Source organism: Streptomyces sp. NPDC001668 (assembly GCF_042893155.1).
Classification (GTDB): Bacteria; Actinomycetota; Actinomycetes; order Streptomycetales; family Streptomycetaceae; genus Streptomyces.
In genome coordinates, this window is sequence record NZ_JBIAUQ010000013.1 from 154,815 (window position 1) to 181,484 (window position 26,670).

Below are 26,670 nucleotides of genomic sequence, written 5' to 3' on the forward strand. Positions count from 1 at the left end.
GCAGCCGCCGCTACAAGCCGATGCCACCCCCATCCTTGCGCCATACGGCAACAACAGCAGGCCGCACGATCTTGCCGACCCCGTCAGGCCACGCACTCGCCGGCTTCTCCACCGTCGCCCCGCTGATCTCCCCCGGATGCTGCACGGCAACCAGCACACGCCGCCCCTGCACCAGCGGCCCACACGTCTCGGCCCCCGTCGGCACCGTGAGGAACTGCTTCAGCTCACCCCGCCGTTCCCCCTTGGTCGCGACCCCGAACAGTCCGTCGTGCGACCCGAGCTGGTTCCCGTCCGTGGAGATCCACAGGTTGCCGTGCGGGTCGAAGGCCACGTTGTCGGGGCAGGAGATGGGGCTGACGGCGTCCTTCGGGAACCCGGCGAAGTAGGTGGCCGGGTCCTCCGGGTCACCGGCGACGAGGAACAGCGTCCAGGCGAACCTCGTGCTGTCGGCCCGGTTCCATCGCTCGGTGAGTTCGAGGATGTGCCCGTGCTTGTTGGCGTTGCGGGGGTTGGCCTCGTCGGCGGGGGCGTTGGTGCCGATGCCGCGGTTGGTGTTGTTCGTCAGCGCGACGTACACCTTGCCGGAGTGCGGGTTGGGCTCGATGTCCTCGGGCCGGTCCATCTTGGTCGCGCCGGCCTTGTCGCCCGCGAGCCGGGTGAAGACGCACACCTCCTCGGCGCTCATGCCCTCGACGTGCGACACGGCGCCCTTCGCCGTGGCGGTGACCAGCGGAATCCACTCCCCGCTGCCGTCGAACTCGCCGTCGGCGGGCAGCTTCCCGGTGCCGTCGATCTCGAGGGCGGGGGAGTCGCCGGTGAGCCGGGCGACGTACAGGGTCCCCTCGTCGAGCAGGGAGAGGTTGTGCTCCCGCACGGCCCTGCCGCTGCCGTGCCTCATCCGCTTGCTGCCGACGAACTTGTAGAAGTAGTCGAACCGTTCGTCGTCCCCGGAGTACACGACAGGACGGCCGTCGCGGGTGAGACGTACGGTCGCGCCCTCGTGCTTGAACCGGCCGAGCGCGGTGTGCTTGCGGGGCGCGGAGGAGGGGTCGTACGGGTCGAGCTCGACGACGTACCCGAAGCGGTGCACCTCGTTGGGCTCCTGGGCGACGTCGAACCGCTTGTCGAACCTCTCCCACTTGCGCTCGCTGGCGCCCGTCCCGATGCCGTACCGCTTGTCCGTCGCCCGGCTCGCATGGGCGAAGTACTGGTTGAAGTTCTCCTCGCCGTGCAGGGTGGTGCCCCACGGGGTCGTACCGCCGGAGCAGTTGTTGAGCGTGCCGAGGACCTTGCGGCCGGTCGGGTCGGCGGAGGTCTTCAGGAGGGCCGACCCGGCGGCGGGGCCGGTCAGCCGGAACTCGGTGGTGGCGGTGACGCGCCGGTTCAGGTGGTGCCGGGGTACGACGGTGAGCGCGCCGTTCTTCTTGTTCTCCTCCACGACGACGGCGGACAGGCCGTGCGCCGCCCAGGCGATCTCGACCTGCTCGCGGGTGGGGTTCGCGGCGTCGTACCCGCGGAACATCAGCACTTCGTCGGTGTACTCGTGGTTGGCGACGAGCACCTGCCGGCCGCGCTCGCCCGGGAGGGGGAGCAGCGCGAGGAAGTCGTTGTTGTACCCGAACTGGCCGGCCTGGGCGGCGGCGGTCTGCCGGTCCGGGTCGAAGGCGGGGGCGCCGCGCAGGATGGGCTCGCCCCAGCGGACGACGACGTTCTGCGAGTAGCCGGCCGGGATGGTCACGGTGTCGGCGGTGTTGGGCGCGACGGGGGTGAACCGGAGGCCGCGGGCGGCCCTGCCCTCGGGGTTGCGCCCGGTCGGTGTCCGCGGGGCGGCTTCGGCCGACGGGGCCGTGACGACGGTGCCCGCGGTGCCGGCCGCGGCGGCGACGGTCACGACGGCGGCGGCACGCATCATCGAGCGGCGGCTGAGCGCGGTCGCGATGACATCGCCGACGTACGGGTTGGTGGAGGTGTTGGGCGCCGGGTGGAAACAGGCGTCACCACACCGGAAGCGGCAGGTCAGGGCGGACCGACCGCCAGGATGCGACTCCGACTTCGTGATCAGCGGCAGCTGTGTACGCACTTTGCTCTCCCCTTGCTTCCCCTTGAATCTCGCTTGACGGACGGTAGGTGCGTGTCCGTGCGGGAGCGGGGCGGGGCGGTGAACGGTGGATGAACCGGGGGTGGACGTAGCGGAGTTGACGTCTCGCGGGGGTGAAGTCCGGAAGTAGGTCTTGACGCCTCGGGTTCCGGTCACCTGCCCCTGCCCAAGATCGCAATCCGGGGCCGCTAACCTTACGTGTCCGTCCTGGCCAGGGATTGACGGGCTACAACTCATGCGAAGGGTTGCGCACATGGGCATTCTCACTCTCCTGCGGAACGCGTTCGGCGGCCGATCACGCAAGGGCGCTGCCACCGAGGCAGAGGGTGCGGTTCCTTCGCAGGAGGCGACGGAACCGAAGCTCCCGTCCCCCGCGACCGAGCCGACCGCTCCTACCTCGGCGACGGCCACGGTCCCCGAGCCCCGCACCACCACACTCTCCACCGAGTCCGAGCACGAGCTGGTCGCGGCCGCCTTCGACAAGGTGACGGTCCCCAAGCAGGGGGCTTCCGCGGAGAAGGCGGACGTGCGAGCGACGGAACCGGTGACCGGGACCGGGAAGCCGACGGCACAGTCCGAGGCGTCCGACCAGCAGCAGGCCGCCGACGAGCCGACGTCCGCGTCTGCGGTGCACGACGAGGAGCGAGCCGCTGAGACGGCTGACGCCGGGGCATCCGCGGAGGTGCCGGCCGCTGGGAAGAGCGCTTCCGAGGAGCCGGTCGCTCAGGAGCCGACCGCTGAGAAGCAGGACGCCAAGGAACCGGACGCCGTGGCCGTCCCCGAGGAGCCCGCCTCCGAGGAGCCGCTGGCTGAGCAGGCGGCCACTGAGAAGCCGGACGCCGTGACCGCCCCCGAGGAGCCCACCTCCGAGAAGCCCGCGCCTGAGGCACCCGCCCCCGAGGCGCCCGCCGCTGAAGAACCGGCGTCCGAGAAGCCCGCCGCGGAGAAGCCGGACGCCGGGGCCGTCCCCGAGGAGCCCGCCTCCGAGGAGCCGCTGGCTGAGCAGGCGGCCACTGAGAAGCCGGACGCCGTGACCGCCCCCGAGGAGCCCGCCTCCGAGAAGGCCGCGTCTGAGGCACCCGCCTCCCCAGAGCCCACCCCCGAGGCGCCGGCCGCCGAAGAACCGGCGTCCGAGAAGCCCGCCGCAGACGCGGAACCGGCCGCGGAAGCCGAGGAAACCGCTGAAGAGCCGGCCGCAGCCGAGGAAGCGAAGACGGAGCCGGCGGTCGAGCCTGAGCCGGAAGCCACCGCGGAGCCCAAGGCCGCCGTGGAACCGGCGGCTGCCGAGCCCGAAGCGGCCCCGGAGCCCGAGACGGTCGTACCGGCGGAGTCCGACCCGCAGCCGACCGCCGCCGAGGTCACCGGCGAGGTCACCGGCGAGGACCCCCCCGAGAGCACAAGGACCGTTCCCGCCACCCTCCGCACGGCCTACGACGCCGCCGGAGCCACCCTCTCCACCCACAACCTCACCGGCACCACCGCCACGACCTACCTCGTCCTGGACCGCTCCGCGAGCATGCGCCCGTACTACAAGGACGGCTCCGCCCAGGCCCTCGGTGAGCAGACCCTCGCCCTCGCCGCCCACCTGGACCCGGCCGCGAAGGTCCACGTCGTCTTCTTCTCCACCGAACTCGACGGCACCGGCGAGCTCACCCTCACCGACCACGAGAACAAGATCGACGAACTCCACGCCGGCCTCGGCCGCATGGGCCGTACCAGCTACCACGCGGCCGTCGAGGAAGTCCTCGCGCACCACACCAAGGAGTCCCCCGACACCCCCGCCCTGGTCGTCTTCCAGACCGACGGCGCCCCGGACGCGAAGACCCCCGCCACCCAGGCCCTCACGGAGGCGGCGAAGACCCACCCCACCGTCTTCTTCTCCTTCGTCGCCTTCGGTGACCCGGAGAACAAGGCCTTCGACTACCTCCGCAAGCTCAAGCTCGCGAACACGTCCCACTTCCTCGCGGGCGAGACCCCGAAGGAACTCACGGACGCGGAGATCTACGAGGGCATCCTGGCGAACTGGCGCCCGTAACCTCCGAAGATCACCACAGAGCACCACCGGGCCGCCCGCTTCCCACCCCGTGAAAAGGGAAGCGGGCGGCCCACCCATGTCGGATACGATTTCAAGACTCGCGAAGCGACTCACCCGCACGACCAACCTGGGAGCAGCCCCCGATGGCTCGACACCTCATCACCAGCGCCCTTCCGTACATCAACGGGATCAAGCACCTGGGCAACATGGTGGGGTCCATGCTCCCGGCGGACGTGTACTCCCGTTACCTGCGCCAGCGCGGCCACGAGGTCCTGTACATCTGCGCGACGGACGAGCACGGCACCCCGGCGGAGCTGGCCGCGAAGGAGCAGGGGCTGCCGGTCGACGAGTTCTGCGCGCAGGCGCACGACGCGCAGAAGGCGGTCTACGACGGCTTCGCGCTGGCCTTCGACTACTTCGGCCGCAGCTCCAGCGAGCAGAACGTCGAGATCACCCAGCACTTCGCCCGCCGCCTGAACGAGAACGGGTTCATCGAGGAGCGGGCGATCCGCCAGGTCTACAGCCCCACCGACGGCCGCTTCCTCCCGGACCGCTACGTCGAGGGCACCTGCCCCCACTGCGGCTACGACAAGGCCCGCGGCGACCAGTGCGAGAACTGCACCCGCGTCCTGGACCCGACGGACCTGATCAACCCGCGCAGCGCCATCTCCGGCTCCACCGACCTGGAGGTCCGCGAGACCAAGCACCTCTTCCTGCTCCAGTCCAAGCTCCAGCACGAGGTCGAGGAGTGGGTCTCCCGGCACGAGGCCGACTGGCCGCAGCTGGCCTCCTCCATCGCCCGCAAGTGGCTGACCGAGGGCCTGCACGACCGTGCGATCACCCGCGACCTGGACTGGGGTGTGCCGGTACCGTCCGACACCTGGCCGGAGCTCGCGGCCGAGGGCAAGGTCTTCTACGTCTGGTTCGACGCCCCGATCGAGTACATCGGCGCGACGAAGGAGTGGGCGGACCTGGACCCGGAGAACCGGGACTGGAAGGCGTGGTGGTACGACGTCGACACCGAGGTCCGCTACACCGAGTTCATGGCGAAGGACAACGTCCCCTTCCACACGGTGATGTTCCCGGCCACCGAGCTCGGTGTCCGCGAGCCGTGGAAGAAGGTCGACTACGTCAAGGCCTTCAACTGGCTGACGTACTACGGCGGGAAGTTCTCCACCAGCCAGAAGCGCGGTGTCTTCACCGACCAGGCCCTGGACATCCTGCCCGCGGACTACTGGCGCTACTTCCTGATCGCCAACGCCCCCGAGTCGGACGACTCGTCCTTCACCTGGGAGCACTTCACGGCGACGGTGAACAAGGACCTCGCCGACACCCTCGGCAACTTCGTCAACCGCGTCCTGTCCTTCTCGAAGAAGCGCTTCGGCGAGGAGGTCCCGGCGGGCGGTGAGCCGGGTGAGGCGGAGACCCGGCTGGGCGAGGAGATCGCGCGGCTGCTGGCCGAGTACGAGTCCCAGATGGAGGCGCTCCAGTTCCGCAAGGCGGCGGCGGCGCTGCGTGCCCTGTGGTCGGCGGGCAACTCCTACCTGGAGGAGAAGGCCCCCTGGTTGCAGATCAAGACGGACCAGGACGGCGCGGCCCTGACCCTGCGCACCGCGATGAACCTGATCCACCTGTACGCGGTGGTCTCGGAACCGTTCATCCCGGCGACGTCGTCCGCCATGCGCCAGGCGTTCGCCCTGAAGGACGACACCGCGACCTGGATCACCGCCGACGAGGCCCGCGCCCTCACCGCCCTCGCCCCCGGCGTCCCCTTCACCGTCCCCCCGGTCCTCTTCGCCAAGCTGACGGACGAGGACCTGGAGACGTACAAGGAGCGCTTCGGCGGCGAATAGATCGCCCGAGGACACCGATCGGAAGGACCCCGCTACTGCCGTGTCCGCGCCAAGCCGTATGGTTTGCGCCATGGCCGTGCCCGGTGTCATTCCTGTCGCCTACGAGCCGAGGCACCGCACCGAGACGATCGGGCGGTATGCGGAGGGTCAGTTCCTGGCGTCGATCACGTACGCCTTCCCCGAGGGGTTCCGCCTCGAGGAGGGCTGGGAAGAGCAGAAACGTCTGTACGCGGTCCTGCACACCTTCGATGCGGAGGGCAATTACCGCGACTCGGACATCTGGTGCGCCGGGACCTGGGGGGAGCAGCAGCGCGACCCGGGCGGCGAGGCCTCGCCCCTCACCCGCGCCCAGGTCCACCGCGCGACCCTGCTGCGCAGCCTCCCCCGCCGCTCCTACACGGACATCGCGATCCGCCCCTTCAGCGTCACCCATGAGGGCGTCCGCTTCGGACTGGTGATCCGCGAGGACGAGGGCGAGCAGTGGGCGGAGCTCTACCCGGACCGCCTCGCCTTCGCGGAGCCGTGGGACGGGACCTACGACACCTGAGCGGTGCGGCCGGGTACCGCCTCGGTACGCGAGGGCCGGGGGCTCGTGGTCACCCGGCCCTCGCGTGTCTGTGGTGCTACTGGAGCACGCCCGCGCCGGTCGTCGTGGCCAGCGACGTCGGCAGGTTCTTCACCGCGGCGGCCCCCGACTCCAGGCCCGCCGTCAGGGTCGGGGTCCAGTTGACGGTCGTCTTCAGGTCCTTCGAGGACGCGGCGTTGTAGGCGGCGACCAGGTCCGTGACCGTGCCGTTGACCTCGTTGCCGGAGCCCTTGATCGCGCCCGTGCCGTCGCCGCTCAGGAGCTTCGACACCTTCACCGTGGACGGGACCTTCCAGTAGTTGTCCGCGGCGACGACCTGCGCCTTGGCGCGGGAGTTGATGCTGTACTGCAGCGCGTAGCCGTTCAGGGTCGTGACGTCGTAGAAGTTGTTGTAGATGTGGATCTGACCCACGCGGGACAGCGGCGCCCGCTGGACGATGCCCTTCCACACGTTGTGGTGGATGGAGACCCGCAGCTTGCCGCCCGGTTCGCTGTCGCTGCTGCCGATCAGCATCGTCTTGTCGTGGCTGGTGAACTGGTTGCGGGAGACGGTCACCAGGTCCGAGCTCTTGGTGATGTCCAGCTCCCCGTCGTGGATCTGGTACTCACGGCCGAAGTACTTCGGGTTCGCGGAGTCCAGGTGCGGTGCGTCCGTGAACGAGTTGTGGTCCGCCCACACGTGCGTGGCGCCGCGCAGGGTCACCGAGTCGTAGTTGGAGTTCCAGTTGCCGTCGTCGCCGTCGGTCGGGTCCCACTGCGGGAAGCAGTCCTCGGTGGCGGAGAAGGCGAGGTTGCGGACGATGACGTTGTCCACGTTCTGGATCTGGAGCATGCCGCCGGAGATGCCGGCCTTCGTGCCCGGCACCCCCACGATCGTGGTGTTCGCCGGCACCTTGAAGACGATGTTCGCGGCCTGCTTCTTCTGCGCGGCGGCCCGCGCGGTCTCCTGCGTGCCCGACGGCAGCTTCGAACGGCCGTAGGTCGCGGGGTCGAACGCCTTCAGGTACGACGTCAGCGAATAGCCCGTTCCGGCCGCGTAGTTGGCGCACGTCAGCTTCTTGCCGGCGTCGTCGGTGTTGGCGTCGATGGTGCCCTTGACCTTGATGATCCGCGGGGTGGTCTCGGACGCCGAGCCCAGCGCCTTCACGAGCTGCGCCCGGGTGGAGACGGTGAAGGTGTGCGCCGAGTCGGCCTTCGCGCCACCGGTGGTGCCCGTGCCGGAGGCCGCCCAGCCGTCCTTCGCGGCGAGCGTCTGGTGGAACAGGTCGACCGGCTGGGCGTTCGCGTTCATCACGACCACACCGGCACCCACGCCCGCGGCCACGACGGCGGCGGAGGCGATCAGGGTGCGGCGCTTGCGGAGCGAACGGCGGTGGGAGGCAGAGGCCACGGGGGATTCCTTACGAGCGGGGGTGGGACGTGTGTGTTTCGTGGAGCGCGAGTGAAGGCGCTTCCGTCCTCAAGTAGCCGCCGGGTTCAAGGGGGTTGCCGCGATCGGGAAGAAATTTCGACTCCCGGGCCCGCCCGCCGTGTCCGGTCCTGACGCTGATAGCGTCCGATCACTTGTGCGAGGGCGAGGGCCCTCGCGGGGAGGGAAACCCACATGGGCAGATACGCCCTGTCGCGCCGCCGTCTGGCGGTCGCGATCTCCTCGGTGACTCTGGCCCTGGCGGGCGGCGCCGTGCTTCCGACGACGGCGGCCGTGGCGGCCCCGGCCGTCCCGTGGACCTCGGCCACCGCCGTCACCGGCGCCGACACCGACACGTACGTCAAGGACCTGGTGACCGCCGCCGACGGATCCGCCGTCGCGGTGTGGAACCAGTTCGCGGACACGGACAGCACCGAGCGCAAGCTCTACGCCGCGGTCCGCCCCGCCGGCAGCGACACCTGGGGCACGCCGGCCCTGCTCACCACCACCCCGGACGAGGCGGGCGGCGTCAAACTGCACGCCTCCGCCGACGGCACGGTCACCGCGGTGTGGACGGAGTTCCCGGACGAGACCTCGCCCGGCGCCGGACCCTTCGACAGCCGGGTCGTCACCTCCGTGCTCTCCGCCGACCAAGCGAAGTGGTCCACGCCCGTCGAACTCGTCGGCACCGACACGGCCTGGGGCGATGGCGGCATCGACCTCGCCGAGGCACGGACGGCACGCTCACCGCGGTCTGGAGCGTGCGCACCGGCTCCGGCAGCTCTCCGTGGGAGGTGTATGCCCGCACCCGCGCCGCCGACGGCACCTGGTCGGCGCCCACACAGCTCAGCGACACGGTCGCGGACGGCGCCGACAGCGCCCACGCGCCGAGCGTCGCCGTCACCTCCGACGGCACTGTCGTCGTGGTGTGGAAGCAGACCGACGGCCCGTCCGCCTCGGTGCGCACGGTCTCGCGCGCGCCCGGCGCCACCACGTGGACCGCGCCCGCCGCCGCGACCCCGGCCTACCAGTCGATCAGCGACCCCGAGGTCAGCGCGGCCGACGACGGCACCGTGACCGTCGCGTACGAGGGCACCGACGAGTCCGAGAACCAGTCGATCCTCACCGCCGCGCGGTCCGCCGCCGGCGCCTGGGCCGCCCCCGAGACGGTCACCGCCACCGACGACCTCGCCGGCACTCCCGAGCCGCTCATCGCGCCCGACGGCGACGTCACCCTCGTCTGGGTCGACTACACCACCACCTTCGGCACCCGCACCGCCACCCGCGACGCCGCCACCGGCACCTGGTCTGGCGTGCAGACGCTGTCCACGTCGTACGTGCCCGAGTCCTGGGACGCCGCCATCGCCGACGACGGCACCGTGCACGCCCTGTGGCCGCAGACCGTCAGCGGCAAGCGCGCGCTGGTGGAGTCGGTGCGCAGCGACGGTGCGTGGAGCAGCCCGGCCGCCCTGCCGGGGTCGTCGTTCGCCTACGTCCTCGGCCAGGTCAGCGTCGGTGAGGACGGCAGTGCCGACGCCGTCTGGTCCGGCGCCACTAGCGACTCCGCCAACTGGCACCTGTTCGGCAGCCGTACCGCCTGGCCCGCGCTCGCCGTCAGCGGTTCGACCGTCCCGGCGACAGCCCCGCTCAAGGGCACCACCACCACGAGCAACGCCTGGGCGCCCACCTGGACGCTGAGCAGGCCCACCTCGTCCTGGTCCGTGACCCTCACCGACACGGCCGGCCGGACCGTCCGCACCCTCACCGGCTCGACGACCGGCCTGAGCGCCACCGCGAGCTGGAACGGCCGTACGGCAGCCGGTGGTTACGCCCCCAACGGCCCCCTGACCTGGACCCTCAGGGCCACCCAGGAGGGCGCGGCCTCGGCCGTGAAGCTCGCCTCCGGCACGGTCACCGTCACCGGCGGCGCGGCCGTCGCCCGTGACTTCGGCGGCGCCTCGGCCACCCCCGACGGCACGGGCGACCTCCTCACCCTCAACTCCTCGGGCGCGCTCACCTTCCAGATGGGCAAGGCCTCCACGGGAGCCTTCTCGGCCAAGGCCAGCGGCAGCGGCTGGCCCACCACCATCAAGGCGATCCCCTTCGGCGACCTAAGCGGCGACCGCTGCAACGACGTCCTGGTCCGGCTGAGCAGCGGCGCCCTGCGCCTGTACAAGCCCGGCTGCGGGTCGGCGGTCAAGCCGTCGACGCCGTACACCTCACTCGGCACCAGCGGCTGGAACCAGTACGACGTCCTGACCTCGCCCGGGGACCTCAGCGGCGACGGCCGCCCGGACCTCGTCGCGCGCAACGCCTCCACCGGCACGGTCTACCTCTACAAGGGCACCAGCACCGGCAAGCTCGCCGCCCGGGTGAAGCTCTACGACAACTGGAAGGGCTACAAGAAGATCGTCGGCGCCGGCGACCTCAACGGCGACGGCATCGGCGACCTGCTCGCCCAGGACGCGTCCAACATCCTCTACCGCTACGACGGCACCGGCAGCGGCGCCTTCAAGCCTCGCGTGAAGCTCTTCACCAACTGGGGTGGCTCCTACAACGTCGTCGTCGGCGTCGGGGACATCACCGGCGACGGCAGAGCGGACCTCGTCTCCCGCGACACCGGCGGAGCGCTGTGGCGCAACAACGGTGACGGCAAGGGCTCGTTCGGGGCACGGGTGAAGATCTCGACCGGCTGGCAGGGCTACAAGTCCCTGTCCTAGCGAAGGGGTCCGCCGCTCGGCGCACGGGGGCTCACCCGCCGGGGCGGTGCCGCCGCCACCGGTCGACGCTGCCTGTGATGCGGGAAGGGCTCGGAACCGGTGCCGGTTCCGAGCCCTTCTCCTCCTGCCTGAGTCCTACTTCGGCTGCGGCTTGCGCACCGACAGGTGCAGCTCCCTCAGCCGGGCCTCCTCCAGCTCCGTCGGCGCGCCCATCATCAGGTCCTGGGCGTTGCCGTTGAGCGGGAAGGAGATCGTCTCGCGGATGTTGGGCTCGTCCGCGAGGAGCATGACGATGCGGTCGACGCCGGGGGCGATGCCGCCGTGCGGCGGGGCGCCGAAGCGGAACGCGCGCAGCATGCCGGCGAACTTCTCCTCGACGGTCTCGCGGTCGTAGCCGGCGATCTCGAAGGCCTTGAGCATGATGTCGGGCTCGTGGTTCCGGATCGCGCCGGACGACAGCTCGACGCCGTTGCAGACGATGTCGTACTGCCAGCCCAGGATGTCCAGCGGGTCCTGGGTCTCCAGGGCCTCCAGACCGCCCTGCGGCATGGAGAACGGGTTGTGCGAGAAGTCGATCGCGCCGGTCTCCTCGTCCTTCTCGTACATCGGGAAGTCGACGATCCAGCAGAACCGGAAGACGTTCTCCTCGAAGTGCCCGGCACGCTTGGCGGCCTCGACGCGGACCGCGCCCATGATCTTCGAGACCTCGTCGAACTCGCCCGCGCCGAAGAACACGGCGTGACCGGCGGCCAGCGACAGGCGCTTGGTCAGCTCGGCGACGTTCTCCTCGGTGAGGAACTTCGCGATCGGGCCGGACAGCGAGCCGTCCTCGGCCACCCGCACCCAGGCCAGGCCCTTGGCGCCCTGCGAGACCGCGTAGTCACCGAGCTGGTCGAAGAACTTCCGCGGCTGAGCGGAGACGTCCGGCACCGCGAGCGCCCGCACGTGCTTGCCGGCGAACGCCTTGAACTCCGAGCCCTCGAAGACGTCGGTGATGTCGACGAGCTCCAGCTGGGCGCGCAGGTCCGGCTTGTCGGAGCCGTACTTCAGCATCGCCTCGCGGAACGGGATCCGCGGGAAGGGAGACGTGACGTGACGGCCGTTGCCGAACTCCTCGAACAGCTCGGTCATGAGCTTCTCGATCGGCTGGAAGACGTCCTCCTGCTCGACGAAGCTCATCTCCACGTCGAGCTGGTAGAACTCGCCCGGCGAACGGTCCGCGCGCGCGTCCTCGTCACGGAAGCAGGGCGCGATCTGGAAGTAGCGGTCGAAGCCGGAGATCATCAGCAGCTGCTTGAACTGCTGCGGCGCCTGCGGGAGGGCGTAGAACTTGCCCGGGTTCAGGCGGGAGGGGACCACGAAGTCACGGGCGCCCTCGGGGGAGGTCGCCGACAGGATCGGGGTGGCCATCTCGTTGAAGCCGAGGGCGACCATCTTCGAGCGGATCGAGGCGATCACCGACGACCGCAGCATGATGTTCTTGTGCATGCGCTCGCGCCGCAGGTCGAGGAAGCGGTACTCCAGGCGCCGCTCCTCGTTGACCCCGTCCTCGGTGTTGATCGTGAACGGCAGCGGGGCGGCCGCGCCGAGCAGCTCGACCTCGCCGACCTCGACCTCGATCTCACCGGTGGGCAGGTCCGCGTTGACGTTCTCGGTGCCGCGGGAGACGACCTTGCCGTCGACGCGGACCGTGGACTCCTTGGTCAGCTTGTCGAGGGCCTCGTACGCGGGCGTGCCCGGGCGGGCGACCAGCTGCGTGATGCCGTAGTGATCGCGCAGATCGATGAAGAGGATGCCGCCCAGGTCGCGCCGATTGTGCAGCCAGCCACTCAGTCGGACGTCGGTGCCGACGTCAGAGGAGCGGAGCTCGCCGCAGGTGTGGGACCTGTACCGATGCATCGTCGTTCATCCAGCCTTCGCGGATCGGGGGGTGTTTCACGTGAAACACCCCCAGCCTACCGGGGACCTCGGGAGCGCCTCCCCATCATTACGACTCGGCCAACAGTGGCACTCCCGGATCTCCTGTTCTTAAAGTGGGGCAATGCGCACTGGTGAGCCCCTGCCCGCCGTGGGGGACGTCCTCACCGCCCTCGCGACCGGCCTGTGGCACTGGGACACCGCCACCGAACTGGTCACGGTCGATGCCGAGGCAGCCCGGCTGCTCGGGTTGCCCCGCGAACCGGCCACCCTCACGGAAGCCCAGGCCAGGGCCCGTCTGCACCCGGTCGACTGGAACGAGATCATCAGCGTCGTCGGGCTCGCGGTCGCCGAGGACACACTCGCCGAGGTCCGGATCCGGATCATGGACGAGCGGGGCCTGGTGGTCCGTACCGTACGCAGCCGCTCCAAGCCGTCGTACGACGCGGACAAGAAGTCGTTCCGGCTGATCGGCACCCTCCAGGAGGTCACCGAGCCGACCCCCGGCACGCCCGCAGGACGCACCGCGGTCACCGGCGACTGGCGGCGCTCCCGCGAGGCCTTCCTGCTCGACGCGGGCCGCGCCCTGGCCGAGGCACGCTCCACCGCCGAGGTGCTGCGGGTGGCCGCGGGCCTGTCGATGCCGGGCTTCAGCCCCGACGGTCTGGCCGTCTTCGGCGTCGAGGGCGACCGTCTGACGATCATCGGCCACCACGGCCAGCAGCCGGGTGACGAGAGCCCCTTCTCCCACATGTCCCTGGAGACCGACTATCCGGCGGCCGAGGTGGTCCGCACCGGCCGGGCCGTGTATCTCTCCAGCCCCGAGGCCTACCGCTCCCGCTACCCGGTCACCTGGCCGCTCGCCCAGCGCTTCGACCGCCAGTCCTGGGCGTTCCTGCCTCTGACGGTGGCCGGCCGCACCATGGGCGCGTGGATGGCGGGCTTCGCCTACCCGGTCGCCTTCACCCCGGACGAGCGCTCGGTCCTGACGACGGTGGCCCGGATGCTGGCCCAGGCCCTGTCCCGCGCGGGCCTCGCCGAATCGGAACGCGAGCTGACCGACGGCCTCCAGCGCTCGATGCTCCCCACCCTCGGCCCCGAGATACCCGGCATGACCGTCGCCGCCCGCTACGTCCCGACCGGCGGCGGCCTCCAGGTCGGCGGCGACTGGTACGACATGATCCCGCTGCCCGGCGGCATCTCCCGCACGGAGCCCGGCGGCGGCCGCTTCGCCCTGGTCATCGGGGACGTCCAGGGCCATGACGTCCGGGCGGCCGGCCTGATGGGCCAGCTCCGCATCGCCCTGCGCGCCTACGCCGCCGAGGGCCACCGCCCCGACGCGGTCCTCTCCCGCGCCTCCCGCTTCCTCAACGGCATGACGTACGGCGTCGACGACCCCTCCGACATGCGCTTCGCGACCTGCCTGTACGTCGAGGTCGACCCGGTGACCGGGGTCCTGGAAGTGGCCCGGGCGGGCCATCCCGACCCGGCGACCCGCAAGGCCGACGGCACGGTCCTGGCCCGCCGCACGGCCGGCGGCCTCCCGCTGGGCATCGACCCGGACGCCGACTACCCCACGACCCGGATCGTCCTGGAACCCGGCGAAACGCTGCTGCTGTGCACCGACGGACTGATCGAGACCGGCGGCCACGACTTCGAGACCGGCTGGAAACGCATCCGCTCCATCCTGGAGAGCCACGACGGCGACCTGGAGGAACTCGCCGACGCCCTGGTCCAGGCCGTCCACGGCCCCTCCTCCCACCACACCACCGGCCCCCTCGCCGACCGCCGCGAGGACGACATCGCGGTCCTGCTGCTGTGCCGGCAGGGCGGGGCCTGCGGCGGGGACACGGCCGTCGCGGCACCGGTGGTCCGCCGCACCATGCTCTCCGTCGCCCAGGCCGAACCCGAACGGATCGGGGTGGCCCGCCAGCAGCTGCGCGAACTGCTGCACGACTGGCCCTCCGCCGACCAGGTCGACTCGGCGGTCCTGCTGCTGTCCGAGATGCTCACCAACGTCCTGGTCCACACCGACGCGGACGCCCTGCTGCTCGCCGAGGTCCGCGGTGAGGCGGGCGAGCGCCGGATGCGCATCGAGGTCACCGACACCAGCGACGACCTCCCGCACCAGCGCCGACCCGGCGAACTGGCCTCCTCGGGCCGCGGCGTGATGCTGATCGAACTCCTCGCCGACGCGTGGGGCGTGGACCCCCGGGGCGAGGGCAAGAGCATCTGGTTCGAGCTGTACGAGTAGCCCGGTGGCACGCGCGTGAAAAGGCCCGAAGCCGCCATCCCGACGTGCGGCTTCGGGCCTTTCCCGCCCTACTGGTCCTCGCGGCCCTTACAGGCCGCCCTCCGACATCCCGTGCACGGCGGGGATCGTCCCCAGCCGTCCCTTCTGGAAGTCGTCGAACGCCTGCTGGAGCTCCTCGCGGGTGTTCATGACGAACGGGCCGTAGTGGGCCATCGGTTCACGGATCGGCTCTCCGCCGAGGAGGACGACCTCCATGTCCGGCGTGTTGGAGTCCTGCTTCTCGTCCGCGCGGACGGTCAGCGAGCCGCCGGCCCCGAAGACCGCCGTCTGGCCCAGGTGGATCGGACGGCGCTCCGCGCCCACCGCACCGCGTCCCGCCAGCACGTACGCCAGTCCGTTGAAGTCCTCACGCCAGGGCAGCGTGATCTCCGCGCCCGGCGCCAGCGTGGCGTGGATCATGGTGATCGGGGTGTGGGTGATACCGGGACCCTGGTGGCCGTCCAGCTCACCGGCGATGACACGGAGCAGCGCGCCGCCGTCGGGCGTCGACAGCAGCTGCACGTTGCCGCCCCGGATGTCCTGGTACCGAGGCGCCATCATCTTGTCCTTGGCAGGCAGGTTCACCCACAGCTGGAGGCCGTGGAAGAGACCGCCGGACATGACGAGCGCCTCCGGCGGGGCCTCGATGTGGAGCAGCCCCGAACCGGCCGTCATCCACTGGGTGTCGCCGTTGGTGATGGTGCCGCCGCCGCCCTGCGAGTCCTGGTGGTCGAAGATCCCGTCGATGATGTAGGTGACGGTCTCGAAGCCCCGGTGCGGATGCCAGGGCGTGCCCTTCGGCTCGCCGGGCGCGTACTCCACCTCACCCATCTGGTCCATCATGATGAACGGGTCGAGATGGCGGTAATGGATCCCGGCGAACGCCCGGCGGACCGGGAATCCCTCTCCCTCGAAGCCACTCGGCGCGGTCGTCACGCCGAGGACGGGACGGGCCACCGCGTCCGCCGTCGCGGCCACGCGCGGCAGGGTCAGCGGGTTGTCGACAGTCACTGCAGGCATGTCGGTACCTCCTTGTGGATCGAGTTTAGTTGAGCGTTGAACTTTCTGCCACCCCAACGACAGAAGCCCGGAGGGAATTCCCTCCGGGCGTTCCGTACGGCCGTTCCGTGTCAGTTGCTGAAGTACAGGTACTTCCATGCCCCGTACGTCGTCGAGTTCACGGTGTCGCCGGAGGAGCCGTTGACGTACACCGACCGCATCCGCGCCCGGATGCCGGACTCACCGGCCGCCGGGAGCGTGACGGCCGACTTTCCGTTCGAGCCGATCGGGAAGTACTCCGAGTCCGCCGAGTACCAGGTGCCCTGGTAGTAGACCTGGAGGTCGAAGCGCTGCTCGCGGCCCGGGTAGTAGGTCATCGTCGTGGTGAGCAGCGGGTCGGTGTTCTTGTGGAACCAGTAGTACGAGGTCGAGCCGATCTTGGCAGTCTTGTAGTGCTTGGAGACGGCCGTGGAGATCTTGACCCGGGCGTACGCCGTGGACGCCACCGTCCTCGGCTTGTAGCGGGCGTCGCCCGAGAAGACCGCGGTGACCTTCGTGTCGCGGGTCATGTCGACCACGGCGGAGATGTTGCCGTCGGCGTTGACCGTGCCGGTCTTGATCAGCTTCTTGGGCTTGTCGCCGCCGAAGGGGTCGGCGTAGATCGAGACCGAACGGTTCTTGTACGTCGTGCCCAGGTGGGCGGTGAACCGGACGTCGGTGCCGTAGTTGTACAGCTTGCCGTTGTTGTTCAGGCTCAGCGAGGTGGCCGCGCGGGAGACCTCGACGCTGTCGGAGGCGGTGACCGCGGTGTGCGTGGCGTCGCCCGCGTACTTCACCGTGTACGTCACCTTGCCGCCGGCCGGCGGGGTGTTGCTGAAGGAGTACGTGCCGTCGGCCTTCACCGTGACGGCCGGCAGCGCCTTCCCGCTCGGGCTCTCCAGGTCGGTGCGGGTGACCGAGAGCCGGGCCCCGGCGGGCAGCGGCACCGTCGCCGAGAGCTTGCCGGTGACGGTGAGCGCCTTGGCGCGGGTGGCGGTGGCGGGCGCGTTGACCGTGAGGGTGGGGACGTAGAGGTTGGGGTCGGTGAGCACCTTGACCGTCCAGCCGGTGCTGCCCGCGACGAGGGCGAAGACCCGGGAGGAGTCGCCGGCCCAGACCACGTCGGCCGCGGGCTGGGTGCCGGTGCTGTAGGTGCGGACCGGCTGCGTGGCGTTCGGCCGGTAGATCGCGACCTTGGTGCCGGTGACCTGGGCGATCAGGCCGCTGCGTCCGACGTCCGCCTGCTGCCCGGCCGGGTAGGCGCCGGCCTTGGTGAGGGCGCCGTTCGCGTAGGCGTGCCGGTCGGTGCCGTTGACGAGCACCTGGTCGTCGCCGGCGACGAGGTCGATGTCGCCGACGCCGTCGTTCAGGGCGTACGAGTCGTCGTTCCAGGCGATCACCTTGGGCGTGCCGCTCGACACGTCGAGGACGGCCTCGGTGCCCGTGGAGTCCCCGGTCTCGCCGACGGCCAGCAGGCCCGGCCGCAGCGGGTCGGTGTCCAGCAGGGCCTGCCCCCACAGCCCGACCCCCGTTCCCTCGGTCGGGATCTGGGTCAGCGCCACCGGGTCGGCGCCGGTCGCCGGGTCGACCGCCGGGTCGACCGAGCCCAGGTCGCCGTCCCACTGGTCGCCGTAGGAGAACCAGACCTTGCCCCCGGCGAAGGCCACGTGGCGTGGGCCGGTGCCGGTGGCGACCGGGTAGCGGGCCTTGACCTGGAGGTCGGCCGCGTTCAGGGCGACGATCTCGTGGCTGGCGGGCAGGGCCGCGTAGAGGGTGGCGCCGTCGTCGGAGACGGCGAGGTCGCCGGCGTTGTCGAGGCCCGAGGCCTGTGCGACGAGGGTGCCGTTGTAGTCGGTGGCCAGGATCTGGCCGTCGGCCTGGTCGCTGACGAAGACCCGCCGGAGGGCGTCGTCCACGACGAGGCCCCCGGGGCTGGTGACCACGGCGGAGGCGGCCGACGCGGTGCCGGCCGCGGCGACGCCGAGCGCCACCGAGCTGAACATGACCGCGAGCGCCGTCGCGGTCGAGGTGCTGCGCATGCGCACAGTGATGAACCCCCACAGAGAATCCCGGGGATGCCGGGAGAGCTGAAGCGCCGCGCGGCGTCCGGACGCGAACCGCTGGAAGGCGGTGGCGTGCGGGGCGCGGCTGCCGTAGGGAACTCTATGGCATGACAGTGACAATCGAACGGGGTTTTCGCCTCGTGACGCGACGGCTACCCGTACATCCGCCGCATCGCGAACTCGACCATCTGCTCCACGGCCTTCGCGTCGAAGACGATCCGGTGCTCGCCCTCCATGTCGAGGACGAAGCCGTAGCCCGTCGGCAGCAGGTCGAGGACCTCGGCGCCGGTGATCACGAAGTACTTGGACTCCTTGCCCGCGTACCGCCGCAGCTCCTTGAGGGTGGTGAACATGGGGATCACCGGCTGCTGGGTGTTGTGCAGGGCGAGGAACCCGGGGTTGTCGCCGCGTGGGCAGTAGACCTTGGACGTGGCGAAGACCTGCTGGAAGTCCTCCGCCGTCAGCTGCCCGGTGGTGAAGGCCCGCACCGCGTCCGCGAGGGAGGGCGGGGACGGCTCGGGGTACAGCGGCGGCTGCTGGCCGTACCCGCCGCCGGCCATGGGCTGCTGCGGTGGGACGCCGTACTGCTGCTGGGCGCCGGCGTTCTGGTCGTAGCCGTACATGGGCGTAAGCGTACCGAGCAGGGCGCGGGCCGTGGGCGGCTACCGGCAACCGGGAAACCGACAGCGACCCGACAGCCGCCGGCTCTGGGCCCGCGGGGGCCGCCGCTCGTAGCGTCGGTGCATGCGCCGACACCACGACGACGAGAGCCACGAGCACGACAGAGGGCTCTCCTACGACCTTCCCGTCCTCGCCCGCCGGCGGATGATCCGGCTCATGGCGGGAGCGGGGGTGGGGGCGGCCCTGGTGCCCCTGGCGGGCTGCACCGCCGACGCCACCTCCTCCGCGGCGGCGGACTGCGCGACGGTCCCCGAGGAGACCGCCGGCCCCTACCCCGGCGACGGTTCGAACGGCGTGAACGTACTGAAGGAGAGCGGGGTCGTCCGCGGCGACATCACCCGCAGCTTCGGCGACTCCGCGGGCGGCACCGCCGAGGGCGTGCCCCTGACGCTCACGCTCACGGTGATGGACGCGGCCTCCGGCTGCGGGACCCCGAAGAAGGGGGCCGCGGTCTATGTCTGGCACTGCGACCGGGAGGGCGGCTACTCCCTCTACACCGAGGGCGTCACCGACGAGAACTACCTGCGCGGCGTCCAGGAGACCGACGAGAAAGGGCAGGTCAATTTCACCAGCGTCTTCCCCGGCTGTTACACCGGCCGCTGGCCGCACATCCACTTCGAGGTCTACGGCAGCCTCCGGGACGCGACGCGTGCCACCGCGATCACGAACACGTCGCAGCTGGCGCTCCCGAAGGACGTCTGCGAGACGGTGTACGCCACCGAAGGCTACGAGCGCAGCGTGACCAACCTCGGCCGGCTCTCGCTGGAGTCGGACATGGTCTTCAGGGACGGCCACGACCAGCAGCTCGCGGCGGTGGAGGGAAGCGTCGGGGAGGGGTACACCGCGACGCTGACCGTCACGGTGTGAACCGTCACAGATGGCGGGATCGGGGTTGCGGCTTATTACCGACGGGTAGCATCATCGTAGCTACTTGTTGGTACGTGAACTAGCGCGAGGAACCAAGTGCCTCGCCGAACTCTTAACGGAGCCGTCGCCATGGGGCACTACAAGTCGAATCTGCGCGACATCGAGTTCAACCTCTTCGAAGTACTGGGCCGCGACAAGCTGTACGGCACCGGCCCCTTCGCGGAGATGGACGTCGACACCGCGAAGAGCATCCTGGAGGAGCTGACCCGCCTCTCGGAGAACGAGCTGGCGGAGTCCTTCGCGGACGCCGACCGCAACCCGCCGGTCTTCGACCCCGAGACGAACACCGCGCCGGTACCGGCCTCCTTCAAGAAGAGCTACAAGGCCTTCATGGACTCCGAGTACTGGCGGCTCGGCCTGCCCGAGGAGATCGGCGGCACCACCGCGCCCCGCTCCCTCATCTGGGCCTACGCGGAGCTGATCCTCGGCGCCAACCCGGCCGTGTGGATGTACTCCTCCGGCCCGGCCTTCGCGGGCATCCTCTTCGACGAGGGCAACGACGTGCAGAAGCACATCGCGAAGATCGCCGTGGAGAAGCAGTGGGGCTCCACCATGGTCCTCACCGAGCCGGACGCCGGCTCGGACGTGGGCGCCGGCCGCACCAAGGCGGTCCAGCAGGAGGACGGCTCCTGGCACATCGAGGGCGTCAAGCGCTTCATCACGTCCGGTGAGCACGACATGGAGGAGAACATCCTCCACTACGTCCTCGCGCGTCCCGAGGGCGCCGGTCCCGGCACCAAGGGGCTGTCCCTCTTCCTCGTCCCCAAGTACCTCTTCGACTTCGAGACCGGCGAGCTGGGCGAGCGCAACGGCGTCTACGCCACCAACGTCGAGCACAAGATGGGCCTGAAGGCCTCCAACACCTGCGAGATGACCTTCGGCGACCGCCACCCCGCCAAGGGCTGGCTGATCGGCGACAAGCACGACGGCATCCGTCAGATGTTCCGCATCATCGAGTTCGCCCGCATGATGGTCGGCACGAAGGCGATCTCCACGCTCTCCACCGGCTACCTGAACGCGCTGGAGTACGCCAAGGAGCGCGTCCAGGGCCCGGACCTGGCCAACTTCATGGACAAGACCGCGCCCAAGGTCACCATCACCCACCACCCCGATGTACGCCGCTCGCTGATGACGCAGAAGGCGTACGCGGAGGGCATGCGCGCCCTGGTGATGTACACCGCGGCCCTCCAGGACGAGATCCAGGTCAAGGAGGCGGCCGGCGAGGACGTCTCCACCGAGAACGCCCTCAACGACCTGCTCCTGCCGATCGTGAAGGGCTACGGCTCCGAGAAGGCCTACGAGCTGCTCGCCCAGTCCCTCCAGACCTTCGGCGGCTCCGGATTCCTCCAGGAGTACCCGATCGAGCAGTACATCCGGGACTCCAAGATCGACACCCTGTACGAGGGCACCACCGCGATCCAGGGCCAGGACTTCTTCTTCCGGAAGATCGTCCGCAACCAGGGCGCCGCGCTGAACTCCCTCGCCGAGGACATCAAGAAGTTCCTGGCGCTCGGCACCGGCGGCGAGGAGCTCGCGGGCGCCCGTGAGCACCTGGCCAAGGCGGCCGTCGAGCTGGAGGCCATCGTCGGCCTGATGCTGACCGACCTCGCGGCCACCGAGCAGGACGTCAAGAACATCTACAAGGTGGGCCTCAACACCACCCGCCTGCTGATGGCCTCCGGTGACGTCGTCGTCGGCTACCTGCTCCTCAAGGGCGCCGCGATCGCCGCCGAGAAGCTGGAGACGGCGTCGGCCAAGGACAAGTCCTTCTACACCGGCAAGATCGCCGCGGCGAAGTTCTTCGCGGCCAACGTCCTGCCCGGCGTGACCCTGGCCCGCAAGGTCGCCGAGGGCGTCGAGCTGGACCTGATGGACCTGGACGAGGCCGCGTTCTAGGACACACCAGTACAGCTGCACACCGTCCTCGTGAGAGCCCGCTCCCATCGCCGGGAGTGGGCTCTCGTACGTCGTTAAGGTGAACCCATGAGCGCACCCCACCGCCTCGACCGCGGCCACACCGACGACCTCATGACCTTCCTGGCGGCGAGCCCCACGCCGTACCACGCCGTGGCGAACGCCGCCGAGCGGCTGGAGAAGGCAGGCTTCCGCCAGGTCTCGGAGACGGACGCCTGGGACGGGTCGAGCGGCGGCAAGTACGTGCTGCGCGGCGGCGCGATCATCGCCTGGTACGTCCCCGAGAGCGCGGCGCCCCACACGCCGTACCGCATCGTCGGCGCGCACACCGACTCCCCGAACCTGCGGGTCAAGCCGCTGCCGGACAGCGGGGCGCACGGCTGGCGCCAGGTCGCCGTGGAGATCTACGGCGGTCCCCTGATGAACTCCTGGCTGGACCGCGACCTGGGCCTGGCCGGCCGGCTGACCCTGCGGGACGGTTCGACGCGGCTGGTGAACGTGGACCGGCCGCTGCTGAGGGTGCCCCAGCTCGCCATCCACCTGGACCGCGCGGTGTCGTCGGACGGGCTCAAGCTCGACAAGCAGCGGCACCTCCAGCCCGTCTGGGGTCTCGGCGACGACGTGCGCGACGGTGACCTGATCGCCTTCCTGGAGGAGGAACTGGGGCTCGGCGCGGGCGAGGTGACCGGCTGGGACCTGATGACGCACTCCGTGGAGGCGCCCGCCTACCTGGGCCGGGACAAGGAGCTGGTGGCCGGGCCCCGGATGGACAACCTGCTGTCCGTGCACGCGGGCGTGGCCGCCCTGGCCGCGGTCTCCTCCGGTGAACTGCCGTACATCCCCGTCCTCGCCGCCTTCGACCACGAGGAGAACGGTTCGCAGTCGGACACCGGCGCGGACGGCCCGCTGCTCGGCGGGGTCCTGGAGCGCTCGGTGTTCGCGCGCGGCGGGTCGTACGAGGACCGGGCGCGGGCCTTCGCGGGGACGGTCTGTCTGTCCTCCGACACCGGGCACGCCGTGCACCCCAACTACGCGGAACGGCACGACCCGACGCACCACCCGCGGGTCAACGGCGGCCCGATCCTCAAGGTCAACGTCAACAACCGCTACGCCACGGACGGTTCGGGCCGGGCCGTGTGGGCCGCCGCCTGCGAGAGGGCGGGCGTGCCCTTCCAGTCCTTCGTGTCCAACAACTCCATGCCCTGCGGCACGACCATCGGCCCGATCACCGCGGCCCGGCACGGCATCAAGACCGTCGACATCGGTGTGGCGATCCTCTCGATGCACAGCGTCCGGGAGTTGTGCGGCGCGGACGACCCGCATCTGCTGGCGAACGCTCTGGTGGCCTTCCTCGAAGGGTAGTTCGGGGAAGTGGGGGTACCCGGGATTCCGGACCGGAACTACCGGACCGGACAGGGAGGCGACACTCATGGGCCTCGGCGGGTGCATCATCCTCATCGCCGTGGGAGCAATCCTCACGTTCGCCACCGACTGGCACATGCAGGGGGTCAACCTCGACCTGGTCGGTGTGATCCTGATGATCGTGGGGCTGATCGGTGTGACGACGTTCAGCAGCATCGCCCGGCGCCGGCGCGTGGTGGTACCGCCCACGACGTCGACGGTCGTCGAGGAGCGGCGGGACGGATACTCCGACGGATACGGCGTGTAAGGGACATCAGGCAGGCGGGCGGACGCACAGGGCGACGACGGACAACCGTGAGCAATCCGTAATCACGATTGCCTTGTCCGCTTGTGTGGAAATAGTGAAAACTCGGGAGTCTTGAGAGCCCGGGGGGTCTGCAGTGCCGGGCGTGACCCACCAGCACTCCCGGGGGCTCCCCGTGCTCCACTCCACGACGACACTCACGGCGCACCCTCCGGGATCACCGCGCCCCCACCGGCATGCCGCCCGCCGCGCCCACGCCGCCCCCGACGAACTCGACGGCCCCACACGCCTGGTCGCGCTGATACCGGCCCACAACGAACAGGACCGCATCGCCGACGCGATCCAGGGCCTGTGGCGGCAGACCCGGCGCCCCGACCTGATCGTCGTGGTCGCCGACAACTGCACCGACGCCACCGCCGAGATCGCCGTGGCGCACGGCGCCCAGGTCTTCGCCACCGAGGACAACACGCACAAGAAGGCCGGTGCCCTCAACCAGGCCATCGCCTGGGTGCTGCCCCATCTCGAGGACCGCGACCTGCTGTTGGTGCAGGATGCCGACACCGTGCTCAACCCCTGGTTCAGCGAGACGGCCATCGGCACCTTCAACCGCAAGGTCGGCGCCGTCGGCGGGGTCTTCTACGGCGAGGACGGCGGCGGTCTGCTCGGACTGCTCCAGCGCATGGAGTTCCACCGCTACGCCTGGGAGCTGGAGCGCACCGGCGGCAAGGCCCAGGTGCTCACCGGCACCGGCACCATGTTCCGTGCCCGCGTCCTGCGCGAGGTGCGCGCGGCCCGCCTCGAGGGGCGGATCGGCGGCGGACACGCCTACTACAGCCTCGCCTCGCTCACCGAGGACGACGAGATGACCAAGGCGGTCAAGACCCTCGGCTACCGGGCCATGTCCCCGGCCGGCTGCGAGGTCACCACCGAGGTCATGCCCACCCTGGGCAAGCTCTGGCACCAGCGGCTGCGCTGGCAGCGCGGCGCCCTGGAGAACCTGCGCGACTACGGCTGGACACGTGTCACCGCCCGCTACTTCATGCAGCAGCTCCTCATGGGCTTCGGCGCGCTGTCCTTCCTGGTCTATCTGACCTACATGGTCACCTACACCACGCTGTACGGCTGGCCCGGCTTCTCGCCCTTCTGGACGGCCATCGGGCTGGTCTTCGTGGTCGAGAAGACGGTCTCCGTGCGCAGGGCGGGTCCACGTGCCGTGCTGGTGGCGGCGCTGATGATCCCGGAGATGCTCTACGACCTTTTTCAGCACGCCGTCTACTTCACCTCGCTGTGGGGCCTGTTGCGCCGCAGCGAGGAGAAGTGGGTGGCTACGTAACCCTCATGGAAACCCACACAGGAGAAGCGCGATGTACGGAAGAGTGATCGGCGCCGGTACCACCGGGGCCGGAGGCGCCACGCTGGCGGCGACCGGGCTGTGGCTCAACAGCATGGCGATGGTGGTGGCCGCGACGACGTTGGTGGCGGCGGGAGTCGCCCTGTTCAAGCTGGTCCCGCGCAGGCGGTAGGCCGTCGGACGGGTCACCGGTGCAGCGCGTGGCCCGTCGTCGCGTCCACATGGGCCGGGATCTCGTCGTGGCGGTCGCCGACCGTCGAGGTGCCGGTCGGTTCGAGCAGCAGGATGTCGGTCGGGACGGGGGCGTACGGCTTGTGTTCGACGCCCCGGGGGACCGTGAAGACGGACAGCCTCGGCAGCACGACCGTGCGCTCGCCGGCCGGTTCCCGCAGCGAGATGTGCAGCTCGCCCTCCAGGACCAGGAAGAACTCGTCGGTGTCGTCGTGGACGTGCCAGAGGTGCTCGCCCTCGACGTGCGTGACGCGCACGTCGTAGTCGTTGACGGCGGTGACGATACGGGGACTCCACTGCTCGGTGAAGGAGGCCAGCGCGGCGGGCAGGGAGACGGGTTCGGTTGTCATGACGTCATCGTGCGGGCGCCGCGGCCGCCGTACGAGTGCTAGAAATCGCACATGGCGCAAGAATCCTCTCACCGCGTCGTCCTGCTGGTCGACGAGAACTCCAACCCGTTCGAAATGAGCTGCGCCATCGAGGTCTTCGGGCTGCGGCGGCCGGAACTGGGGCGGGAGCTGTACGACTTCACCCTGTGCGCCGCCGGGCCGAGCACCCGGATGCGGGACGGCTTCTTCACCCTGACCGGGGTCGCCGGTCTGGAGGCGGCGGACGAGGCGGACACGCTGATCGTGCCGAACCGGCCCGACACCGACACCCCGCGCTCGCCCCGCGTCCTGGACGCCGTCCGACGGGCACACGCGCGTGGCGCCCGGCTCGTCGGTTTCTGCTCGGGCGCCTTCACCCTGGCGGAGGCCGGGCTGCTGGACGGGCGGCGGGCCTCCTGTCACTGGATGTGGGCCGACTCCTTCCGGGCCCGCTTCCCGCGCGTCCGGCTCGAACCCGACGTCCTCTTCGTCGACGACGGCGACATCCTCACCGCGTCCGGCAGCGCCTCGGCGCTCGATCTGGGGCTGCACCTCGTCCGCCGGGACCACGGCGCCGAGATCGCCAACCACGTCTCCCGCAGGCTCGTCTTCGCCGCCCACCGCGACGGCGGACAGCGGCAGTTCGTGGAACGGCCCGTGCCCGATGTACGGGACGAGTCGCTTGGCCCGCTGCTCGCCTGGGCGCAGGAACGGCTGGGGGAGCCGCTGACCGTGGCCGGCCTGGCGACCCGCGCCGCCGTCTCCCCCGCGACCCTGCACCGCCGCTTCCAGGCCCAGCTCGGTACGACTCCGCTCGCGTGGCTGACGGGGGAGCGGGTGGCACTGGCGTGCCGGCTCATCGAGCGGGGGGAGGAACGGCTGGACGTGGTGGCCGCGAGGAGCGGTCTGGGGACCGCCGCGAACCTCCGCGCGCGCGTGCGGCGCGAGACGGGACTCAGCCCGTCGGCCTATCGACGGCGTTTCGGGACCGGCGCCGGGGAAGCGGTAACGGCATGAGATTCCTCGTACGCGACCGGCTGCTCGGCATCGGTGACGACTACTGGATCGAGGACGACCGGGGCAACAAGGTCTTCCTCGTCGACGGCAAGGCCATGCGGGTCCGGGACACCTTCGAGCTGAAGGACACCCAGGGGCGGGTCCTGATCGACATCCGCCAGAAGATGTTCGCCCTGCGCGACACGATGGTGATCGAGCGGGACGGCGAGCCGCTGGCGAAGATCAAGCGGAAACGCCTGTCGCTGCTGCGCAACCACTACCGGGTGGCCCTCGCCGACGGCAGCACCGAACTCGACGTCAGCGGCAAGATCCTCGACCGGGAGTTCGCCGTCGAGTACGACGGTGAGCTGCTCGCGGTGGTCTCACGGCGCCGGCTGCACGTCCGGGAGACCTACGGCGTCGACATCGTCCGGGACGACGCGGATCCGGCGCTGCTCATCGCGGTGGCGGTGTGCGTGATCCACCTCGCCGAGAAGGAGCGGGAGGACGACTGAGCCGGCGCCC

At 70.3% G+C, this 26,670-nt stretch carries 21 protein-coding genes; 13 read left to right on the top strand and 8 right to left on the bottom strand.

Features of this window, described 5'->3' with window-relative positions; all coding sequences use genetic code 11:
- Nucleotides 1-10: 10 nt before the first annotated feature.
- A complete protein-coding gene (locus ACFYZ8_RS32470; protein ID WP_388538887.1) occupies nucleotides 11-2,080 on the bottom strand; it encodes a PhoX family protein in 2,070 nt (689 codons plus the stop codon).
- A 271-nt stretch (nucleotides 2,081-2,351) separates the two neighbouring features.
- On the opposite strand from ACFYZ8_RS32470, the gene ACFYZ8_RS32475 reads away from it, so the two are divergent.
- From ACFYZ8_RS32475 to ACFYZ8_RS32485, 3 genes are all read left to right on the top strand, one after another.
- A complete protein-coding gene (locus ACFYZ8_RS32475) occupies nucleotides 2,352-4,133 on the top strand; it encodes a VWA domain-containing protein (RefSeq protein WP_388538889.1) in 1,782 nt (593 codons plus the stop codon).
- 143 nt (nucleotides 4,134-4,276) lie between these two features.
- Nucleotides 4,277-5,986, top strand: coding sequence for a methionine--tRNA ligase (gene metG / locus ACFYZ8_RS32480; RefSeq protein ID WP_359033235.1), 1,710 nt, complete (start codon nucleotides 4,277-4,279; stop codon nucleotides 5,984-5,986).
- A 70-nt stretch (nucleotides 5,987-6,056) separates the two neighbouring features.
- On the top strand, nucleotides 6,057-6,533 hold the full coding sequence (locus tag ACFYZ8_RS32485; protein WP_359033233.1) for a hypothetical protein: 477 nt from the start codon (nucleotides 6,057-6,059) through the stop codon (nucleotides 6,531-6,533).
- Between the two features lie 76 nt (nucleotides 6,534-6,609).
- On the opposite strand, the gene ACFYZ8_RS32490 is transcribed toward ACFYZ8_RS32485, so the two are convergent.
- Both ACFYZ8_RS32490 and ACFYZ8_RS32495 read right to left on the bottom strand, forming a co-directional pair.
- Nucleotides 6,610-7,962, bottom strand: coding sequence for a polysaccharide lyase family 1 protein (locus tag ACFYZ8_RS32490; protein WP_388538891.1), 1,353 nt, complete (start codon nucleotides 7,960-7,962; stop codon nucleotides 6,610-6,612).
- 464 nt (nucleotides 7,963-8,426) lie between these two features.
- Entirely contained in the window at nucleotides 8,427-8,648 is a 222-nt protein-coding gene (locus tag ACFYZ8_RS32495) for a hypothetical protein (RefSeq protein WP_388538893.1), read from the bottom strand.
- 93 nt (nucleotides 8,649-8,741) lie between these two features.
- Here ACFYZ8_RS32495 and ACFYZ8_RS32500 point away from each other — a divergent pair, with 93 nt between their 5' ends.
- Nucleotides 8,742-10,700: an FG-GAP-like repeat-containing protein gene (locus ACFYZ8_RS32500; RefSeq protein ID WP_388538894.1), complete on the top strand. Its 1,959-nt coding sequence runs from the start codon at nucleotides 8,742-8,744 to the stop codon at nucleotides 10,698-10,700.
- Nucleotides 10,701-10,835: 135 nt separating this feature from the next.
- Here ACFYZ8_RS32500 and aspS read toward each other — a convergent pair whose 3' ends face one another.
- Entirely contained in the window at nucleotides 10,836-12,599 is a 1,764-nt protein-coding gene (gene aspS / locus ACFYZ8_RS32505; RefSeq protein WP_355750122.1) for an aspartate--tRNA ligase, read from the bottom strand.
- A gap of 142 nt (nucleotides 12,600-12,741) precedes the next feature.
- Here aspS and ACFYZ8_RS32510 point away from each other — a divergent pair, with 142 nt between their 5' ends.
- Nucleotides 12,742-14,871 carry a SpoIIE family protein phosphatase gene (locus ACFYZ8_RS32510; protein WP_359033228.1) on the top strand — a complete coding sequence of 710 codons (2,130 nt, stop codon included), beginning with the start codon at nucleotides 12,742-12,744 and terminating at the stop codon, nucleotides 14,869-14,871.
- 87 nt (nucleotides 14,872-14,958) lie between these two features.
- On the opposite strand, the gene ACFYZ8_RS32515 is transcribed toward ACFYZ8_RS32510, so the two are convergent.
- The 3 genes from ACFYZ8_RS32515 to ACFYZ8_RS32525 all read right to left on the bottom strand — a co-directional run bounded on the left by ACFYZ8_RS32515 (nucleotide 14,959) and on the right by ACFYZ8_RS32525 (nucleotide 18,634).
- Complete coding sequence (locus ACFYZ8_RS32515; RefSeq protein WP_388538896.1) at nucleotides 14,959-15,930, bottom strand: pirin family protein; 972 nt, start codon at nucleotides 15,928-15,930, stop codon at nucleotides 14,959-14,961.
- 110 nt (nucleotides 15,931-16,040) lie between these two features.
- Complete coding sequence (locus tag ACFYZ8_RS32520) at nucleotides 16,041-17,987, bottom strand: Ig-like domain repeat protein (RefSeq protein WP_388538898.1); 1,947 nt, start codon at nucleotides 17,985-17,987, stop codon at nucleotides 16,041-16,043.
- Nucleotides 17,988-18,163: 176 nt separating this feature from the next.
- Entirely contained in the window at nucleotides 18,164-18,634 is a 471-nt protein-coding gene (locus tag ACFYZ8_RS32525; RefSeq protein WP_359033222.1) for an SseB family protein, read from the bottom strand.
- A 121-nt stretch (nucleotides 18,635-18,755) separates the two neighbouring features.
- Here ACFYZ8_RS32525 and ACFYZ8_RS32530 point away from each other — a divergent pair, with 121 nt between their 5' ends.
- The 6 genes from ACFYZ8_RS32530 to ACFYZ8_RS32555 all read left to right on the top strand — a co-directional run bounded on the left by ACFYZ8_RS32530 (nucleotide 18,756) and on the right by ACFYZ8_RS32555 (nucleotide 24,722).
- Complete coding sequence (locus ACFYZ8_RS32530) at nucleotides 18,756-19,559, top strand: intradiol ring-cleavage dioxygenase (RefSeq protein WP_388538900.1); 804 nt, start codon at nucleotides 18,756-18,758, stop codon at nucleotides 19,557-19,559.
- A gap of 129 nt (nucleotides 19,560-19,688) precedes the next feature.
- Nucleotides 19,689-21,515 carry an acyl-CoA dehydrogenase gene (locus ACFYZ8_RS32535; RefSeq protein ID WP_388538901.1) on the top strand — a complete coding sequence of 609 codons (1,827 nt, stop codon included), beginning with the start codon at nucleotides 19,689-19,691 and terminating at the stop codon, nucleotides 21,513-21,515.
- A gap of 87 nt (nucleotides 21,516-21,602) precedes the next feature.
- Nucleotides 21,603-22,895, top strand: coding sequence for a M18 family aminopeptidase (locus tag ACFYZ8_RS32540; RefSeq protein ID WP_388538903.1), 1,293 nt, complete (start codon nucleotides 21,603-21,605; stop codon nucleotides 22,893-22,895).
- Between the two features lie 67 nt (nucleotides 22,896-22,962).
- Entirely contained in the window at nucleotides 22,963-23,202 is a 240-nt protein-coding gene (locus tag ACFYZ8_RS32545) for a DUF6458 family protein (protein WP_020119420.1), read from the top strand.
- 133 nt (nucleotides 23,203-23,335) lie between these two features.
- Nucleotides 23,336-24,532 (top strand): glycosyltransferase, encoded by a 1,197-nt coding sequence (locus tag ACFYZ8_RS32550; protein WP_388538904.1) that lies wholly within the window; start codon nucleotides 23,336-23,338, stop codon nucleotides 24,530-24,532.
- Nucleotides 24,533-24,563: 31 nt separating this feature from the next.
- A complete protein-coding gene (locus tag ACFYZ8_RS32555; RefSeq protein WP_359033212.1) occupies nucleotides 24,564-24,722 on the top strand; it encodes a hypothetical protein in 159 nt (52 codons plus the stop codon).
- 13 nt (nucleotides 24,723-24,735) lie between these two features.
- Here the strand turns inward: ACFYZ8_RS32555 and ACFYZ8_RS32560 are convergent, their stop codons facing one another.
- Entirely contained in the window at nucleotides 24,736-25,131 is a 396-nt protein-coding gene (locus tag ACFYZ8_RS32560; protein WP_359033210.1) for a cupin domain-containing protein, read from the bottom strand.
- 51 nt (nucleotides 25,132-25,182) lie between these two features.
- Here ACFYZ8_RS32560 and ACFYZ8_RS32565 point away from each other — a divergent pair, with 51 nt between their 5' ends.
- Nucleotides 25,183-26,166, top strand: a complete 984-nt coding sequence (locus tag ACFYZ8_RS32565) for a GlxA family transcriptional regulator (RefSeq protein WP_388538906.1) — start codon at nucleotides 25,183-25,185, stop codon at nucleotides 26,164-26,166.
- Nucleotides 26,163-26,660: an LURP-one-related/scramblase family protein gene (locus tag ACFYZ8_RS32570; protein ID WP_388538909.1), complete on the top strand. Its 498-nt coding sequence runs from the start codon at nucleotides 26,163-26,165 to the stop codon at nucleotides 26,658-26,660. Before ACFYZ8_RS32565 ends, ACFYZ8_RS32570 begins: the two co-directional genes overlap by 4 nt.
- The last annotated feature ends 10 nt before the right edge of the window (nucleotides 26,661-26,670 follow it).